The 16240-nt window shown below is 43.5% G+C and carries 12 protein-coding genes; 8 read left to right on the top strand and 4 right to left on the bottom strand.

Going from position 1 to position 16240, the window contains the following annotated elements; all coding sequences use genetic code 11:
- Positions 1–264: 264 nt before the first annotated feature.
- The 4 genes from ACFQ3Q_RS00125 to ACFQ3Q_RS00110 all read right to left on the bottom strand — a co-directional run bounded on the left by ACFQ3Q_RS00125 (position 265) and on the right by ACFQ3Q_RS00110 (position 3937).
- On the bottom strand, positions 265–2394 hold the full coding sequence (locus tag ACFQ3Q_RS00125) for a copper-translocating P-type ATPase (RefSeq protein WP_380741732.1): 2130 nt from the start codon (positions 2392–2394) through the stop codon (positions 265–267).
- A 69-nt stretch (positions 2395–2463) separates the two neighbouring features.
- Complete coding sequence (locus ACFQ3Q_RS00120; RefSeq protein ID WP_380741730.1) at positions 2464–3081, bottom strand: class I SAM-dependent methyltransferase; 618 nt, start codon at positions 3079–3081, stop codon at positions 2464–2466.
- Position 3082: 1 nt separating this feature from the next.
- On the bottom strand, positions 3083–3589 hold the full coding sequence (locus ACFQ3Q_RS00115) for a hypothetical protein (RefSeq protein ID WP_380741728.1): 507 nt from the start codon (positions 3587–3589) through the stop codon (positions 3083–3085).
- A 132-nt stretch (positions 3590–3721) separates the two neighbouring features.
- The gene (locus tag ACFQ3Q_RS00110; protein WP_380741726.1) at positions 3722–3937 is read right to left on the bottom strand and encodes an SHOCT domain-containing protein; all 216 of its coding nucleotides are present in this window, start codon (positions 3935–3937) and stop codon (positions 3722–3724) included.
- A 570-nt stretch (positions 3938–4507) separates the two neighbouring features.
- On the opposite strand from ACFQ3Q_RS00110, the gene ACFQ3Q_RS00105 reads away from it, so the two are divergent.
- The 8 genes from ACFQ3Q_RS00105 to ACFQ3Q_RS00070 all read left to right on the top strand — a co-directional run bounded on the left by ACFQ3Q_RS00105 (position 4508) and on the right by ACFQ3Q_RS00070 (position 16223).
- On the top strand, positions 4508–4912 hold the full coding sequence (locus ACFQ3Q_RS00105; protein ID WP_380741724.1) for an HYC_CC_PP family protein: 405 nt from the start codon (positions 4508–4510) through the stop codon (positions 4910–4912).
- 100 nt (positions 4913–5012) lie between these two features.
- A complete protein-coding gene (locus ACFQ3Q_RS00100; protein WP_380741722.1) occupies positions 5013–8771 on the top strand; it encodes an efflux RND transporter permease subunit in 3759 nt (1252 codons plus the stop codon).
- Positions 8768–10009 carry a TolC family protein gene (locus tag ACFQ3Q_RS00095; RefSeq protein ID WP_380741721.1) on the top strand — a complete coding sequence of 414 codons (1242 nt, stop codon included), beginning with the start codon at positions 8768–8770 and terminating at the stop codon, positions 10007–10009. Before ACFQ3Q_RS00100 ends, ACFQ3Q_RS00095 begins: the two co-directional genes overlap by 4 nt.
- 8 nt (positions 10010–10017) lie before the next feature.
- On the top strand, positions 10018–11727 hold the full coding sequence (locus ACFQ3Q_RS00090) for an efflux RND transporter periplasmic adaptor subunit (RefSeq protein ID WP_380741719.1): 1710 nt from the start codon (positions 10018–10020) through the stop codon (positions 11725–11727).
- Between the two features lie 65 nt (positions 11728–11792).
- Positions 11793–12380 (top strand): DUF3347 domain-containing protein, encoded by a 588-nt coding sequence (locus ACFQ3Q_RS00085; protein ID WP_380741717.1) that lies wholly within the window; start codon positions 11793–11795, stop codon positions 12378–12380.
- Positions 12381–12484: 104 nt separating this feature from the next.
- The gene (locus ACFQ3Q_RS00080) at positions 12485–13003 is read left to right on the top strand and encodes a helix-turn-helix domain-containing protein (RefSeq protein WP_380741715.1); all 519 of its coding nucleotides are present in this window, start codon (positions 12485–12487) and stop codon (positions 13001–13003) included.
- 112 nt (positions 13004–13115) lie between these two features.
- On the top strand, positions 13116–13436 hold the full coding sequence (locus tag ACFQ3Q_RS00075; RefSeq protein ID WP_380741713.1) for a four-helix bundle copper-binding protein: 321 nt from the start codon (positions 13116–13118) through the stop codon (positions 13434–13436).
- 60 nt (positions 13437–13496) lie between these two features.
- On the top strand, positions 13497–16223 hold the full coding sequence (locus tag ACFQ3Q_RS00070; RefSeq protein ID WP_380741712.1) for a heavy metal translocating P-type ATPase: 2727 nt from the start codon (positions 13497–13499) through the stop codon (positions 16221–16223).
- Positions 16224–16240 lie beyond the last annotated feature (17 nt).

The raw sequence follows: 16240 nt of genomic DNA, 5'->3' as shown, positions 1-16240 counted from the left end.
TTTTAAATTATATTAAACCCCGGACTATTTCAATGATAATTATCATTTGCCCTTTATGAGCTTTCTTTTGAAGATTAATTAATTATCGAAAATACGTAAATATTTCCCCGAATCTTAAAAGTTGATTTCCGTTTTAATACCCGACTTTGTGTTGCTGAATTTATTTGAAATACTACGAGCTAAATTTAAGGCTTTAGAATACCATATTCTAGGCAGCCAAAAGTTGAATAGAGAAATCTGTTTAAAATTGGGGGAATCCTCAGACTATTTCTTTCCAATCTGTCTTTTAAGAAATTGTGCGTTAATTGCTACAATTATTGTGCTTAGGCTCATAAAAATCGCTCCCACTGCGGGACCCAGGATAAAGCCGGTAGAGTAAAGAACTCCGGCGGCAAGGGGTATGGTAACTACGTTGTATGCTGTTGCCCAGATGAGATTTTGAATCATTTTACGGTAGGTGGCTTTTCCGAATAAGATAAGATTCGCAATATCCTGAGGATTGGAATTTACAAGGATGATATCGGCAGTTTCGGCAGCTACGTCTGTGCCTGATCCCACGGCAATGCCTACATTGGCCTGTGCCAGAGCAGGAGCGTCATTCACTCCGTCCCCCGTCATTGCTACAAATTCCCCTTGGTCCTGTAACTTCTTTACAATCTCCACTTTTTGATCGGGTAGAACTTCGGCGAAATAAGCATTCAGGCCGAGTTTGTCACTCACGGCTTTGGCGGTTTTCTCATTATCTCCGGTAGCCATCATCACCTTGATGTCATTCTTCTTAAAGATTTGGATGGCTTTAGCAGATTCTGGCCTTATCTCGTCGGAAAGGGCTATATATCCGGAAAGTTTTTTGTCAATAATTACAAAAACCACCGTTTCCGCCGCATCCCGGTAAGCATCTTCAGGAATTTTGATATTTGTCACCTTCAGGTAACCCGGGCTCACTACCTCAATTTGCTTTCCTTCTACCTCAGCAGCTACTCCTTTTCCTGTGATAGCTTCGAAGTTTTGCGGTTGAGGTATTTTTGTATCAGTCTCTTTTTTCTTTTTGATAATGCCCACCGCTATGGGGTGTTCAGAATTTTGCTCCAGGGCACTGGCCAGTCTTAATATCTCCTGAGTAGAAAACTCAGGGTTTACAGATTCGATACGGGTGACGCCGAAATCTCCTTTTGTGAGCGTTCCTGTTTTATCAAATAAAAGGGTTGTTATTTTTCTGGATTCCTCAAAAGCGGTTCTGTTCCTTATTAAAAGTCCGTTCTGTGCCGAAACTGCTGTTGAAATTGCTACCACCAGCGGAATTGCCAGCCCCAGGGCGTGAGGACAGGTGATTACCATTACGGTAACCATTCGTTCCAGCGCATATACAAATGGGAAGCCAAGCAATAACCAAACGCTGAGAGTAACAAAGCCTACAGTAAGGGCAATATAGGTGAGCCATTTCGCTGCCCGGTCTGACAGATTCTGCATTTCGGACTTTTTCTTCTGGGCCTCTTCCACCATAGTAATGACCTTGTTCAGGTAGCTATCCTTACCGGTGTGTTCTACTTTAACCTTAAGGCTGTTGTTGCCGTTTATTGAACCTCCTATCACCTTGTTTTCCACAGTTTTTTTCACGGGTTTGGATTCCCCAGTGAGCATAGCTTCATTCAGATAACTACTGCCTTCTGTGATGATCCCGTCCGCAGGAACTTTTTCGCCGGGTTTTATAAGGATGATGTCATTCTTCTTGAGGTCCTTCAGGTCAATATCCTCAACTGTATCACCAGTTACCCGGTGAGCTTCAGCTGGCATCATACTTACCAGTAATTGTAGGGCACGGGAAGCACCAAGAATGCTCTTCATCTCTATCCAGTGGCCAAGGAGCATAATGGCGATAAGGGTGGCGAGTTCCCAAAAGAAATCCATTCCTTGTAGTCCAAATACAGTTGCCGCGCTGTAAAAGTAAGCCACACTAATAGCCAGTGCTATTAAGGTCATCATTCCGGGAGCACCTTCTTTCAGTTCATCCCGGAATCCCTTAAGAAAGGGCCATCCACCGTAGAAGTAAACTGCAGATGAGAGGGCGAACAGGATATATGGATTTCCCGGCAGAAGGAGTTCATACCCAAAGAAACCCTGGATCATTGGAGATATGAGAAGAATGGGGATGGTCAGGATCAAGGTGATCCAAAAGCGTTTTCTGAAGTCCCTGATCATCATTTGATGGTGGGCTTCCTTCTGATGGCTGTGGCCTCCGTTGTGCATATGGTGAGGTTTGTCTTCTTTCGGAGTGGTTTTCCCGTGCCCGTGCTTCGTTTTTTCTGCTAAAGATGAATTCTGCTGCTCTTCTTTGTTCTTATTCTTTGCAACATCCTTTTTTCCCGCGTGTATATGATCCTTATTCTTTTGCATCCCAATTAAAATTGATTGATTTTTCTGAAAAAAATAACCGTGGTAGTTGGGGATGCCTGGATTATTTTTTTACGCTTCGGTTTTCTTAACTTTAATTTGTTTTACAATATCCATCCAGACATTGTTTACTTCAGGATCCTGAAACCCTGCTTTTTTCAGGTTTTCGATGGTTTCCCGGTTTATGTTGGCGCCCCAGATATTCACAGGGATAAAATTAAACCAGTCCATTAATTTCCCAATGATCTTCTTATGGCTTCTCATATGCTCCAGCATTAAAAGCTGTCCGCCGGGTTTAAGCACCCTTCTGATCTCAATTAATCCTTTCACCGGATCCGGAACCGAACAAAAGACACAGCTGGTAACCACTGTATCAAAGCTGTTATCCGGAAATTCCAGGTTTTGAACATCCATTTCCAGGAATCTAACCCGTAGATCATTTGCAAATCTCTTCTTCGCCTGTTTCAGCATTTTGGGGCTAAAATCAATAGCAGTAAGATGTATCTCTGGTGGGTAGTATGGGATCGTTTTACCGGTACCTACTCCAATTTCCAGGGTTTCCCCCTTAGCCTCTTTGAGGAGCGGGCGTATCCATTTTTTAAATTTGCCGCCACCCATTGCCCCTTCAAACCAGTCATAACAGGCAGCTACCCGATTGTATCTCTTCTTTATTTTTTCAGTGGAAGACATCTTATCTTTTTATTCCCCGGAATCGTAAATTATAGAGATGATCATCTTTATCGTATACAAACAGGTATTCAAAGGAATGATCAGCCATTCCAAACTGTCCGAAATGTTTGTCAGATTCAGAATGTTCCTGTCGCAGATGGTACATCCATTCGGTTTCATTCATCATTCCTACTTTTGACATATGATTGGCAGACAGCGCATGACCATACATATGTTCAAAATCTTCTTCCGTAGCACATACCATATATTGTTCATTATGCTGATAATAGTTCAATCTAAAGATAGTATCAAACTCTTCGCTGTAACAGTGTATCTCTAATAAACCGTCTCCTAGCTCTTTTATATCGGCCACGGCCGGCTGCTGGAAATTAGCCTCTGTATTTACAGTTGTAATTATCCCTGTATAACTTCCTTCTAAAAGTAATCTTTGTTCCCCCTCCTGTTTCTCGCAGGAAATGAATAGTAGGAGAATAGGAAGGAAAATTCTGATAATCTGTTTGTTTTGCATATCATGGTAATTTTATAAAAGGTTTTATTTGGTTCTAACCTGTATTATAAATGCCGGCAATACATGCTCCGGTAAGCCCGGTGGCAAGTCCTGATTTTTTGATGCCTGAGCACATTGGATTATGGGTTTTAGTCATTGGAGGTTAAAGTATTTTTTAGCCTCTTCATATTCTTCCTTGGAGATCTCGCCTTTGGCGTATCTCTTTTGAAGGATCTCCAGGGGTTTTTTCTTTTTTCTTTTTCTCGAGGGAATTCCGTAAGGCAGAAAAAAGACCCAGACCAGGATCACGATCCAAAATATCCACCAGAAGAAATGCATTCCCCAGAAACTGCCGTCAGTGTAGTGCATAATTCCTATTTGATTTTAAATATGCCTTAATGGGCTTTTACTTTTTTTCAGGATTCAGACTTCCTGACTTTTCTTTTTGAAAATTCTCTTCACAAAGACCATCGGTGTGGTCTTTACGTTTGATTGGAAGTAAAAGATGTACCGCAAAAAGCACTAAAAGTTAAGTGAATAGCGGAATATTTCCTTTTATTCCAATTGCCGGCGCTAAAAAGATCAGCAATAGAGGCAAAATGTATCCAACAATCGTCCACAGGGTTTGTCCTTTCGTGATAAAGTGGTTTTGATTATTACATATCTTCCAATTCAAGCTCTTCTTAATAAGCCGGAATATTATCGCTATCTTGAATTGTTTAAATCCGGATTAGAACTTTTTTAAAGTTAAACAAGTGATTTTGCGTAAAATATGACGAATATCATTAGGTTGATAAAAGAGGGGATCTTGATGAAAATCAGGGAAAAATGAAAATTTTTGTCTTAATATTGAAAACGAAACATGGTTTTTAACTTAATTTTGAGCTGAAGTTTTTGGAGTTATTCAGGCTTCGAAAAAATTATATATCTTTGTAGCTGATGAAGAAAGCTTTTCAATATAGTCTTTCCATTTTAATGGCAGTAGTTGTGCTGTTTTCTACCTTTTCTTTTACGGTAGATTCGCATTATTGCGGAAAGTTTCTTGTAGATAAAGCCGTATTCTCAAAAGCAAAAACCTGTGGAATGGATCTGGCGGTGAAGAGCGATTCTTTTTCTGAAGATCCGTGTTGCAGTAACCAGAAGACAGCCGTTGAAGGTCAGGACGAACTAAAGATCTCTTTCCATTCTTTCGATTTAGACCAGCAGCTGTTTATTTCCACTTTTACATTTGCTTACTTCAATCTGTTCGAAGGCTTACCGCAACAGATTGTTCCATTCAAGGATTATTCCCCACCCTTGCTGGTTACCGATATTCAGTTGGTAGACCAGGTCTTCCTTATTTGATATTTAACTTAGAATCAAATTTTCACTTCAGTCTTTATAAAAGTTTGAAGCTATAAGGCTTTGCCTTTTTTCCAAATTCTAATGTTTAATATTCATTTATATGCTAAATAAGGCTATAAAATTTTTAATTGAAAATAAACTCGTTGCTGTAATCCTCTTAAGTGTTATTATGGGTTGGGGCGTTGTTACAGCACCATTTAACTGGGACGTGGGCTTTTTGCCTAATGATCCGGTAGCGGTAGATGCCATTCCCGATCTTGGGGAAAATCAGCAGATTATTTTCACAAAGTGGCCGGGAAGGTCACCGCAGGATATTGAAGACCAGATCACCTATCCTTTAACCACTTCGCTGCTTGGAGTGCCGGGAGTGAAAACCATAAGAAGCTCTTCGATGTTCGGGTTCTCCAGCATCTATGTGATCTTTGAGGAAGACGTTGAGTTCTACTGGAGCCGGAGCCGGATTCTGGAAAAGCTGAACTCTTTGCCGGCCGGCCTGCTTCCCGATGGAGTTAACCCTTCCCTGGGGCCTGACGCAACAGGACTGGGACAGATCTTCTGGTATACGCTTGAAGGCCGTGATAAGGATGGTAATGTGACCGGAGGCTGGGACCTTCAGGAGTTAAGAAGTATTCAGGACTATTATGTGAAGTATGCGCTTTCCGGGGCCAGCGGAGTTTCAGAAGTTGCTTCCATAGGCGGTTATGTTCAGGAATATCAGATAGATGTGAAACCTGAACTGATGCGCCAGTATGATATTTCGCTAAGCCAGATCGTAAAAGCGGTTAAGGAAAGCAACCGGGAGATTGGTGCGCAAACCCTGGAGATCAACAGGGCTGAATACCTGGTGAGAGGTCTGGGATATGTGAAATCTGTTGAAGATATTGAGAATGCTGTTGTAGCTTCTGAAGAATATACATCGCTAAGGGTGAAAGATGTGGCCAATGTTTCTCTGGGACCAGCAGAACGCCGAGGTATTCTGGACAAAGAAGGTGCTGAGGTGGTAGGCGGCGTGGTAGTAGCCCGTTACGGAGCCAATCCTATGGAGGTTATTAACAATGTTAAAGACCAGATTGATGAAATAAGTAGCGGTTTACCATCAAAAGAACTTAAGGATGGCAGGACCTCCCAGGTGACCATTGTTCCTTTTTATGACAGAACCGAACTTATCCAGGAAACCCTTGGGACCCTTAATGAAGCTCTGATACTGGAGATCCTTATCACAATCCTGGTGATCGTGGTAATGGTGTTTAACCTAAGAGCCTCGTTGCTTATATCAGGGCTGTTACCGGTGGCGGTATTAATGGTCTTTATTGCGATGAAGCTCTTCGGCGTGCCTGCCAATATCGTGGCACTTTCAGGTATTGCCATTGCCATTGGTACAATGGTGGATCTTGGGGTGATCCTTACCGAAAATATTATCCGGCATTTTAATGAACGAACCGAGGAGCAATCGGCGAATCAGGTGGTGTATAATGCAACTTCAGAAGTATCTGGAGCAATCCTTACCGCGGTACTTACCACAATTATAAGTTTCCTTCCGGTATTCACTATGGTTGGTGCTGAAGGGAAATTGTTCCGTCCGTTGGCCTTTACCAAAACAATGGCGCTGGCATCGTCGGTACTTGTGGCTTTATTCCTTATTCCGCCATTTGCGGCTTTCATCTTCAAGAGAGATAAGATAAGATCGAAATTCGAAATTATACTCTACGGGATTTTATTCGCGCTTGGTCTTGCAGGAATCTTCTATAGTATTTTACTCGGACTTGCACTTATGGCCTTTGCTGCCGGTGGAATCCTTGAGATAAGGGGTAAGATAAATAAGAATTCTTCCAACAAACTGAATGTTGGGATTTCGGCCTTCACCATTATCTTTTTGCTTGCTCAATACTGGAGGCCGCTGGGACTTGATAAGAACATCTTCTGGAACTTTATCTTTGTGGGCCTCATAAGCCTGGGGCTTTTAGGTTTCTTCTGGCTTTTCAGGAGATATTACACCAGGATCCTGAGATGGGCGCTGGCAAATAAACTTCTTTTTCTTTCTATACCTATTGCGATCGTGATCGCGGGGGTAATGATAATGCAAAACACGGGGAAAGAATTTATGCCTTCGCTAAATGAAGGTTCCTTTTTGCTGATGCCTACTTCCCTTCCGCACTCAGGGGTCGAGGAAAATAAACGCGTGGTGCAGCAGCTGGATATGGCGGTGGCCAGTATCCCTGAGATCGAAACGGTTGTAGGGAAAGCCGGGCGAACCGAATCGGCACTGGATCCGGCTCCCTTATCGATGTATGAGAATGTTATTCAGTATAAGTCTGAATACATGGAGAATGAAGAAGGGGCCAGGCAGCGTTATAAGGTGAATGAAGATAACCTCTTTGTGCTGCAGAACGGAAAACTGACAGCCAACCCTAACCTGGAGGTGGATAATGAGGCTAACTATAAAGAATCTGTTGTAAAAAATCCATTCCTGCTGGAAAGAGATGATCTGGTGCCCGATGAAGATGGGGAGTATTTCAGGAACTGGAGACCAAAAATAAAATCACCGGATGATATTTGGAATGAGATCGTAAAAGCCACGAAATTACCTGGGGTGACCTCGGCACCAAAGCTTCAGCCAATCGAGACCAGACTGGTAATGCTTCAAACCGGAATGCGGGCACCAATGGGAATTAAAGTGAAAGGCCAGGACCTGAAGCAAATTGAAGCATTCGGGATGAAATTAGAGGATATCCTGAAACAGGCCGAGGGAGTCAAGGACGAAGCCGTTTTTGCCGACAGGATCGTGGGGAAACCTTACCTGCTTATCGATATAAAACGGGAGCAACTTGCCCGTTATGGAATAAGTATAGACGATGTGCAACAGGTGCTGGAGGTGGCCGTTGGTGGAATGAGGCTGAGCCAGACCGTGGAAGGCAGGGAGCGTTACAACATAAGAGTGCGTTACCCAAGGGAACTTCGCAATACTCCTGAAGACCTTAAGAATATTTATATCCCGGTAGAAAACGGGAATCCCGTTCCGCTGGGGGAGGTTGTGAATATCAGATATGAACAGGGACCGCAGGTGATTAAGAGTGAGGATACATTTCTTGTAGGCTATGTGTTATTTGATAAGCTTGATGGCTTTGCTGAAGTGGAGGTTGTGGAAAATGCACAGGCACTTATTCAGCAGAAGATCGATAACGGGGAATTGAAGTTACCTAAAGGGGTAAGCTACAAATTTACCGGAACCTATGAGAACCAGATTAGGGCAGAGAAGACATTATCTTTCGTGGTGCCGCTTTCAATGCTCATTATCTTCCTGATACTTTACTTTCAGTTCAGATCGGTTTCTACCTCGCTTATGGTATTCGCGGGAATTGCAGTGGCTTTTGGCGGAGGATTTATGATGATGTGGTTATACGGTCAGGGCTGGTTCCTTAATTTCGAATTTTTTGGGGAGAACCTAAGGGATTTGTTTCAGATGAAGAATATCAACCTTAGTGTCGCGGTTTGGGTCGGCTTCATAGCCCTTTTCGGGATCGCAACCGATGACGGGGTGGTGATGGCTACCTATCTCACTCAGACTTTTGATAAGAATGATCCGGATGACAGGAATGAAATAAGAGCTTCTGTGGTCGAGGCTGGGGAAATGAGGATAAGGCCTTGTTTAATGACCACTGCCACTACCATCTTAGCCTTACTGCCTGTACTTACCTCTACAGGAAGGGGAAGTGATATTATGATCCCGATGGCCATCCCGAGTTTCGGGGGGATGCTTATTGCACTAATCACTCTTTTCGTGGTTCCGGTATTGTTTAGCTGGAGAAAAGAGGCGAAGCTTAAAACAAAAATGAACAGCGCTAAAATTGATAGAAAATGAAGGCAATTAAAAAGATGAGGTGTGGGCTCTTGCCTATATTGTTTTTAGGGGTCTCCTTATCAGGAAGTGCTCAGCAACTGGAGAGTTATATTCTGGAGGCTCAAAACAATAATCCCGATATCAAGGCTTACGAATCCAGGTTTGAACTGGCTAAGGAACGGGTAGAGGCAGTGAACAGTTTGCCGGATACCGAATTTAGTGCAGGGCTGTTTGTGAGCGAACCGGAGACCCGAACAGGACCTCAAACCGCAAGATTCTCTGTTAGGCAAATGCTGCCTTGGTTTGGGACCATTGCGGCACGTGAAAAAGCTGCGGGGGCTATGGTGAATGTGGAGGAGTTTGAAGCCGAAATTGCCCGAAGAAAGATCGCGCTTTCGGTAAGTGAGACCTATTACCAGCTATACGCACTTAGAGAGAAGCAGGAGGTGCTTCAGGAAAATATAGATCTGCTTGAGCTATACCATCAGCTGGCACTGAATGCCGTGGAAGCAGGAAACGCTTCGGCTATCGAGGTGCTGAGGTTGAAGATGCGCCAAAATGAGCTTAAAGAGCAGCAGGAGGTCCTGAAAAATAAATATAACTCGCGGGAAACAGATTTCAATAAAATGCTTAACCGGGAATCCGGATTGCAGGTGCAGGTGCCCGATACTTTGGCGATAACAGGTGTCGATTCTGCTTCAGTTTCAGGGAAAGTTGAACTTAATCCTGAAATAACAAAATTCGATGAGCTTTCAGAAAGTATTCTTCAGGATGAAGCCCTCAACAGGAAAGAGGCCTTGCCAAAGTTCGGGCTCGGGCTTGATTATGTGAACGTGGCCAAAAGAACCGATATGGAACTTCCTGATAACGGGAAAGATATCCTGATGCCAATGGTTTCTGTGTCGGTGCCTATTTTCAATAACAAATATAGTTCGGTTAGCAGGCAGAATGAGTTAAGACAGCAGGAAGTGGAACAAAAGCGGGCAGATAAGATCAACCAGTTACAAAGCAGGCTTGAAACTGCTTTGAACGACAGGGCTTCGGCAAAGGTGAGCTGGAAGCTACAGCTGGATAATCTTGAGCAGGCCCGGAACGCTGAAGATATCCTGATAAAGACCTACGAGACCGGAAAAATGGATTTTGATGATGTGCTGGATATCCAGGAGTTACAGCTTAGGATCCAGATGAGCCTTATAGATGCCGTTACCAATTACTATCAGGAAACGGCAATGATCAATTACTTAAGTACAGACAAATAATTAAAAAGATGAAAAAGTATATTATTTATATAGCCCTTTTATTAGCAGGATTATTGTTCGGCTATTTGCTTTTCAATAATAGTGGTTCAGTTGGAACCTCTCAGGTTTCGGAAGAGCACGACCATCAGGCAGAGGAAAGCCAGATGTGGACCTGCTCTATGCACCCTCAAATTATGCAGCCCGAGCCGGGCGATTGTCCCATTTGCGGGATGGACCTTATCCCGGCTGAGGCCGGAGCTGAAGGCCTGAGCGCTGAGGAATTTAAGATGACAGAAAATGCAATGAGCCTGGCTAATATTCAGACTAGTGTAATAGGTAATGCCAATGCGGCTCCCGGGAAGATAAGTCTCTCCGGAAAGATTCGTGAGAATGAAGAAGCTAATGCCGTTCAGTCCAGTCACGTGGGAGGAAGAATAGAAAACCTGTATGTAGCTTATACGGGAGAAAAGGTGAACAGAGGACAGCTTCTTGCAAGTGTTTATTCGCCAGACCTGGTTGCGGCACAGCAGGAGCTGCTTACCGCCTCAAAACTAAAGGAATCTCAGCCCGCCCTTTACAAGGCTGTGCGTAATAAGCTCAAGTTCTGGAAACTCAGCGATGCCCAGATAGATAAGATAGAAACCTCGGGAGAGGTTAAGGAGAATTTCCCTGTGTATGCAACGGTTTCAGGAACGGTGACCAAAAAGATGGCTCAGGAAGGAGATTATGTGAAGCAGGGGCAGCCGCTTTTCGAGATCGCTAATCTCAATAAAGTCTGGGCGGTTTTTGATGCCTACGAATCTCAAATCGCAAATCTTGAAACAGGGCAGGAAATGAAGATCACTGCTAACGCGTATCCCGCTAAGGAATTCACCGGTAAGATCTCTTTTATAGACCCGTTACTGGATGAAAGCTCAAGAACGGTAAAAGTGAGAGTGGTGCTGGATAATGCTAAGGACATGCTGAAACCGGGAATGTTTGTGCAGGCAAAACTTGAAAGAGCCGAAACTTCTCAAAAAGAAGCTTTGCTCATTCCGAAATCTGCCTTGATGTGGACAGGAACCCGCTCGCTGGTTTATGTGAAGACAAGCGCTGAAGAGCCTGTTTTCGAGATGCGTGAAGTGAAATTAGGAGATGCTCTGAATAATTCATACCAGGTGCTTGAAGGCCTTGAAAACGGTGATGAGGTGGTTACTAACGGAACTTTTACAGTTGATGCTGCAGCACAGCTTCAGGGAAAAAAATCTATGATGAACAGGCCTGAGGCTGAAGGCAAGGAAGCGATGAATATGAAGATGGAACTGCCGAAGGAATTTCAGAAGAAATTCTATGGAGTATTGACAGAGTATTTTAAACTAAAGGACGCCCTGGTGGCATCAGATGCTAATACAGCCACAAAGATGGCAAATAAAGCCTTAAAAGAACTGCCTGGGCAGAAAGCAGCCAATCTGGATGAAATGGCTTCTGCACATTTCGGGAAAGTTAGGGAAATGCTTCAGGCCATCACTAAAAATAATGATCTTGAAAACCAGCGGGCACATTTTGTGATCCTTTCAGAAAATATGATCGCTTTAACCGCCAATATAGACAGTTTAGGGAAATCGGTATACCTGCAGCACTGTCCTATGGCCAATTCAGATAAAGGTGCCGACTGGCTGAGCCTGGAGTCTGAGATCAAGAATCCTTATTACGGAGATGCGATGCTTGGTTGCGGAGAGGTGACCAAAGTTTTAAAGTAACAGCCTGAAAAAGGCTAAAGAAAATAGAATAATATAAATTTGTAACCTTAAATAGATAAAAGACGATGAAAAAAATCAGAAGAAATGCATTATTTGTTGCGTTAATGGCAGGTAGCCTTAGTTTAACCGCTTGTGGTGAAAACAAGGAAAAGAAAGAAGCGGCCGCCGAGCCAATGCAGCACGAAATGCACGAAGGTGAAATGAAAGAAGATATGAGCAGTGAGATGCAGGCTTATAAAGAGCAGGAGACCACTGCCGAATTTAAAGATGAAACGGTAGCTAAAGTGTACAAGCAGTATCTTGAAATAAAGGATGCCCTTGTAAACACCAACGCTGAAGAAGCGAAAGCAGCAGCTGAAGGTCTTGCTTCCAGCCTGGAAGAGGCAGGAAAAGAAGAGGCTCTTGCTGCAGCAAAGAACATTGCTGAAAGTGATGATGTGAACAAGCAACGTGAGGCCTTTTCAAAATTGACAGCTTCTATGGAAGGAGTGCTTAAAGGAGCCCTGAAATCAGGAGAGATCTATAAGCAATTCTGCCCAATGGCATTCGAAGGAAAAGGAGATTACTGGTATTCTAATTCTAAGGATATCTACAACCCTTACTACGGAGAAAAAATGCTGAAATGTGGTAGAGTAGATGCTACCATCAAATAAAAATCAACACAGCCCGAAAGCTTCCAAGCTTTCGGGCATTTTAAATTCAGTTTTTGAATAATCAGGTTCTACATATCAAAAATATGGTTTGCCCGCGCTGCATTATGAGCGTTAAGGCAATTCTGGAGCGTATGGATGTTCCCTATAAAAGTGTGAGCCTGGGTAAAGTTGAGGCTGAGCGCCAGCTTAGCTATCCTGAAATTGAGAGTTTTAATGAAGATCTTAAAAAAGTAGGTTTCGAATTAGTTCAGGAAAAGACAGACAAGATCGCCGGACAGATTAAAGCTATCATCATCGAGGAGATCTATAAAGAAGATACTACGGGAAATGAAAATCTTTCAGCCATATTAAGCTCCCGCTTACATTATGACTATAGCCATCTTTCAGGAATTTTCACTAAAGTCGAAGGGCAAAGTATCCAGAGCTTTCAGAATAAGATCAGGACCGAAAGGGCTAAAGAGCTTCTGGAATATGACGAGCTAAGTATTTCTGAAATTGCCGATAAGCTTGGTTACTCTAATGCTGCTTATCTTTCTACTTCCTTTAAAAAAACAACAGGATTAACCCCTTCCCAATATAAAACACAGCGGAACAAAGGCCGAAATCCCTTAAACGACCTTTAAAGAAGGGCATTATCCCTTTATTTTACAAATTCTTACCATAATTTTAAAAGCCTTTTACAAACCTGATGTCTAACTTTGGGTGTAACCATTTTTAAATATAAAACCCAGAATTATGAGAAATGAAAAACTTATTCAGGCACTATGTAATTGTATAAACCACTGTAACTATTGTGCTGATGCCTGTCTGGATGAAGACAATGTTAAGATGATGGTAGATTGTATCCGTACAGACCGGGTTTGTGCTGAGGTATGCTCTACTTTGAATCAGGTACTGGCTACGGGGTACAAAGATATAAACGACCTGGTGGCTTATTGTAGAAAAATATGCGATGCCTGTGCTGAGGAGTGTCGTAAGCACGATGCAAAACATTGCCAGGACTGTGCTAAGGCCTGCGGCGAATGTGCCGCTGCCTGTGATGCTTTTTTAGCATAATGGAGCAGCGTTTTAAATAAAATATCCGCCCGGTTTGTTCCGGGCTTTTTTATAAAAACTATGAAACACACTTATCACATATCGGGGATGAGCTGTAATGGCTGCCGAAATCACGTTGAAGAAAGCCTGAGTAAGGTTAAGGGCGTTGAAAATGTATCGGTAAACCTTGAGAAAGCCGAAGCAGAGATCGAGATGGAAAGGCATATCGAAATTGGGGAATTTCAGAAGGCTTTAAAGGAAGCCGGGGGGAATTACCAGATCCACGAGCCTCAGGCAGAAGGCAAACCTATGGTCCATTCCTATGAAATAAAGGGAATGACCTGCAGTGGGTGCCAGGCTAAGATCGAGCACGCGCTGAATGAAGTGGAAGGCGTGATTGAAGCCAAGGTCGATCTTCAGAAGGCTGAAGCTAAAATCAGCATGCATAGGCATATCGATATTAAAACTTTTCAAAAGGTATTTGAAGAGCTTGATGGTAATTACCAGATCTATCTTCCGGGTGAGGCTCATAAACATCAGGAAAAATCATCCGGAAAAAAAGGAAAGGGAACAGGAACCTGGTATTGCCCTATGCACTGTGAAGGAGATAAGACTTACGATAAACCCGGAGACTGCCCTGTATGCGGAATGGACCTGGTGGAAGAGGTAAGTTTAAAACCCTCAGCAACAAAATATACCTGCCCGATGCACCCCGAGGTAGTGAAAGATGAACCCGGAGATTGTCCAATTTGCGGGATGGACCTAGTGCCTATGGAGGCCGATGTCTCTGATGAAAATAAGACCTATAAGAAACTACTGAAGAAATTCTGGATCTCGCTAGCTTTTACCCTTCCCATCTTCCTGATCGCAATGTCTGAAATGGTACCCGATAATCCGCTATATGATCTTTTCGGGATGCAGGCCTGGAACTGGGTGCAGTTTGGTTTATCCCTGCCGGTAGTGTTCTATGCAACCTGGATGTTCTTTGAACGTGCCTATAGATCTATTGTGAACTGGAACCTTAATATGTTTACCCTTATCGGTATTGGAGCAGGTGTGGCCTGGATCTTCAGTGTAGCCGGAATGTTATTTCCCGATTTTTTTCCTCCACAGTTTAAAACAGAAGCAGGGACGGTACACGTTTATTTTGAAGCAGCCACAGTGATTCTCACATTAGTATTGATGGGGCAGGTATTGGAAGCCCGTGCTCACAGCAGGACCAATTCGGCAATTAAAGAATTGCTTAAACTGGCGCCCAATACAGCTATAAAAGTCGTGGATGGGAAGGAAGAAAAAATTGCCGTGGACAAGATCCAGAAAGGTGACAGGCTCAGGGTAAAACCGGGAGATAAAATTCCTGTAGATGGAAGTATCGAAAAAGGAGAAAGCTCAATTGATGAGTCTATGATCACCGGAGAGCCAATTCCGGTAGATAAGAAAGAAGGAGATAAAGTAAGTTCAGGGACCATTAACGGGAATCAGAGTTTCGTTATGGTCGCCGAAAAAGTTGGAGACGAGACATTACTGGCGCAGATCATCAAGATGGTGAACGATGCCAGCCGTTCCCAGGCTCCAATTCAGAAACTCGCCGACAGGATCTCGGCTTATTTCGTTCCTATCGTGGTCCTGGTTTCAGTGATCACGTTCATTGCCTGGGCTGTTTACGGGCCTGAACCCTCTTATGTTTACGCTTTGGTGAATGCCATTGCCGTTCTTATTATTGCCTGCCCCTGTGCTCTGGGACTGGCAACGCCAATGTCTGTGATGGTAGGTGTCGGGAAAGGAGCCCAGAACGGAGTGCTTATTAAGAATGCCAAGGCACTGGAGCAAATGGATGATATAGATAGCCTAATTATTGATAAGACCGGGACCATTACTGAAGGGAAGCCTTCTGTGGAAAAAGTAGTGCCTTTCGGTGATAAGTTCAGCAGCGAAAAGCTTATTCGATATACTGCTGCGGTTAATGCCCAAAGTGAACATCCTTTGGCTGTGGCAACGGTAAAATATGCCGAGGAGCATAATATAAGCTATAAGGAAGCCAGCAAGTTTGAAGCTGTTACCGGAAAAGGAGTTAAGGCTGAACTGGAATCTGAAAAGCTGGCATTGGGTAACGAAAAACTGATGAAAGCCGAAAATATTGAAATTCCAGCGGAGCTTCAGGAAAAAGTTGAGGAAGCACAGAATTCGGGAAAGACAGTTTCTTACCTGGCGGTGAATGGTGAAGTTGCCGGATTTGTTGCTATAGGCGATGCCATTAAGAAAACCAGCCGGGAAGCTCTTCAGCAACTGATGGCTGAAGGTGTTAAAGTGATTATGCTTACAGGAGATAATGAAAGAACGGCCTCGGCAGTGGCTTCAGAGCTTAATCTTTCCGATTTTAAGGCTGGAATGGTGCCTCAGGATAAACTTAAAGAAGTGGAAAGACTTCAGAAGATGGGGCAAAAAGTTGCAATGGCCGGTGACGGGATTAATGATGCACCCGCCCTGGCTAAAGCCGATATAGGGATTGCAATGGGGACAGGTACCGATGTGGCTATAGAAAGTGCAGAGATCACCCTGGTGAAAGGAGACCTGAAAGCCGTGCTGAAAGCCAAGAAACTCAGCGCAAAGGTGATGAAGAATATCAAGCAGAACCTGTTCTTTGCCCTTATATACAACACTTTGGGCGTGCCCATTGCTGCCGGTGTGCTTTATCCGGTTTTCGGATTGTTGTTGTCGCCAATGATCGCAGCACTGGCAATGAGCTTTAGCTCGGTTTCCGTCATCGCGAATGCTTTAAGACTGAAGGGAGCTAAAATAGGAGAGTAAAGTAATATATCTTAAGA

It is taken from the genome of Salegentibacter chungangensis, assembly GCF_042678405.1.
GTDB lineage: Bacteria > Bacteroidota > Bacteroidia > Flavobacteriales > Flavobacteriaceae > Salegentibacter_A > Salegentibacter_A chungangensis.
Note: the sequence above shows the minus strand (reverse complement) of the source record. Positions and strands in the feature narration are given on the sequence as shown.

Bases quoted from the DNA above. Each gene is read 5' to 3' on its own strand.
- ACFQ3Q_RS00090 (WP_380741719.1), top strand. From the start codon at position 10,018: ATGAAAAAGTATATTATTTATATAGCCCTTTTATTAGCAGGATTATTG.
- ACFQ3Q_RS00125 (WP_380741732.1), bottom strand. From the start codon at position 2,394: ATGCAAAAGAATAAGGATCATATACACGCGGGAAAAAAGGATGTTGCA.
- ACFQ3Q_RS00110 (WP_380741726.1), bottom strand. From the start codon at position 3,937: ATGCACTACACTGACGGCAGTTTCTGGGGAATGCATTTCTTCTGGTGG.
- ACFQ3Q_RS00115 (WP_380741728.1), bottom strand. From the start codon at position 3,589: ATGCAAAACAAACAGATTATCAGAATTTTCCTTCCTATTCTCCTACTA.
- ACFQ3Q_RS00080 (WP_380741715.1), top strand. From the start codon at position 12,485: ATGAGCGTTAAGGCAATTCTGGAGCGTATGGATGTTCCCTATAAAAGT.
- ACFQ3Q_RS00120 (WP_380741730.1), bottom strand. From the start codon at position 3,081: ATGTCTTCCACTGAAAAAATAAAGAAGAGATACAATCGGGTAGCTGCC.
- ACFQ3Q_RS00105 (WP_380741724.1), top strand. From the start codon at position 4,508: ATGAAGAAAGCTTTTCAATATAGTCTTTCCATTTTAATGGCAGTAGTT.
- ACFQ3Q_RS00095 (WP_380741721.1), top strand. From the start codon at position 8,768: ATGAAGGCAATTAAAAAGATGAGGTGTGGGCTCTTGCCTATATTGTTT.
- ACFQ3Q_RS00085 (WP_380741717.1), top strand. From the start codon at position 11,793: ATGAAAAAAATCAGAAGAAATGCATTATTTGTTGCGTTAATGGCAGGT.
- ACFQ3Q_RS00075 (WP_380741713.1), top strand. From the start codon at position 13,116: ATGAGAAATGAAAAACTTATTCAGGCACTATGTAATTGTATAAACCAC.
- ACFQ3Q_RS00070 (WP_380741712.1), top strand. From the start codon at position 13,497: ATGAAACACACTTATCACATATCGGGGATGAGCTGTAATGGCTGCCGA.
- ACFQ3Q_RS00100 (WP_380741722.1), top strand. From the start codon at position 5,013: ATGCTAAATAAGGCTATAAAATTTTTAATTGAAAATAAACTCGTTGCT.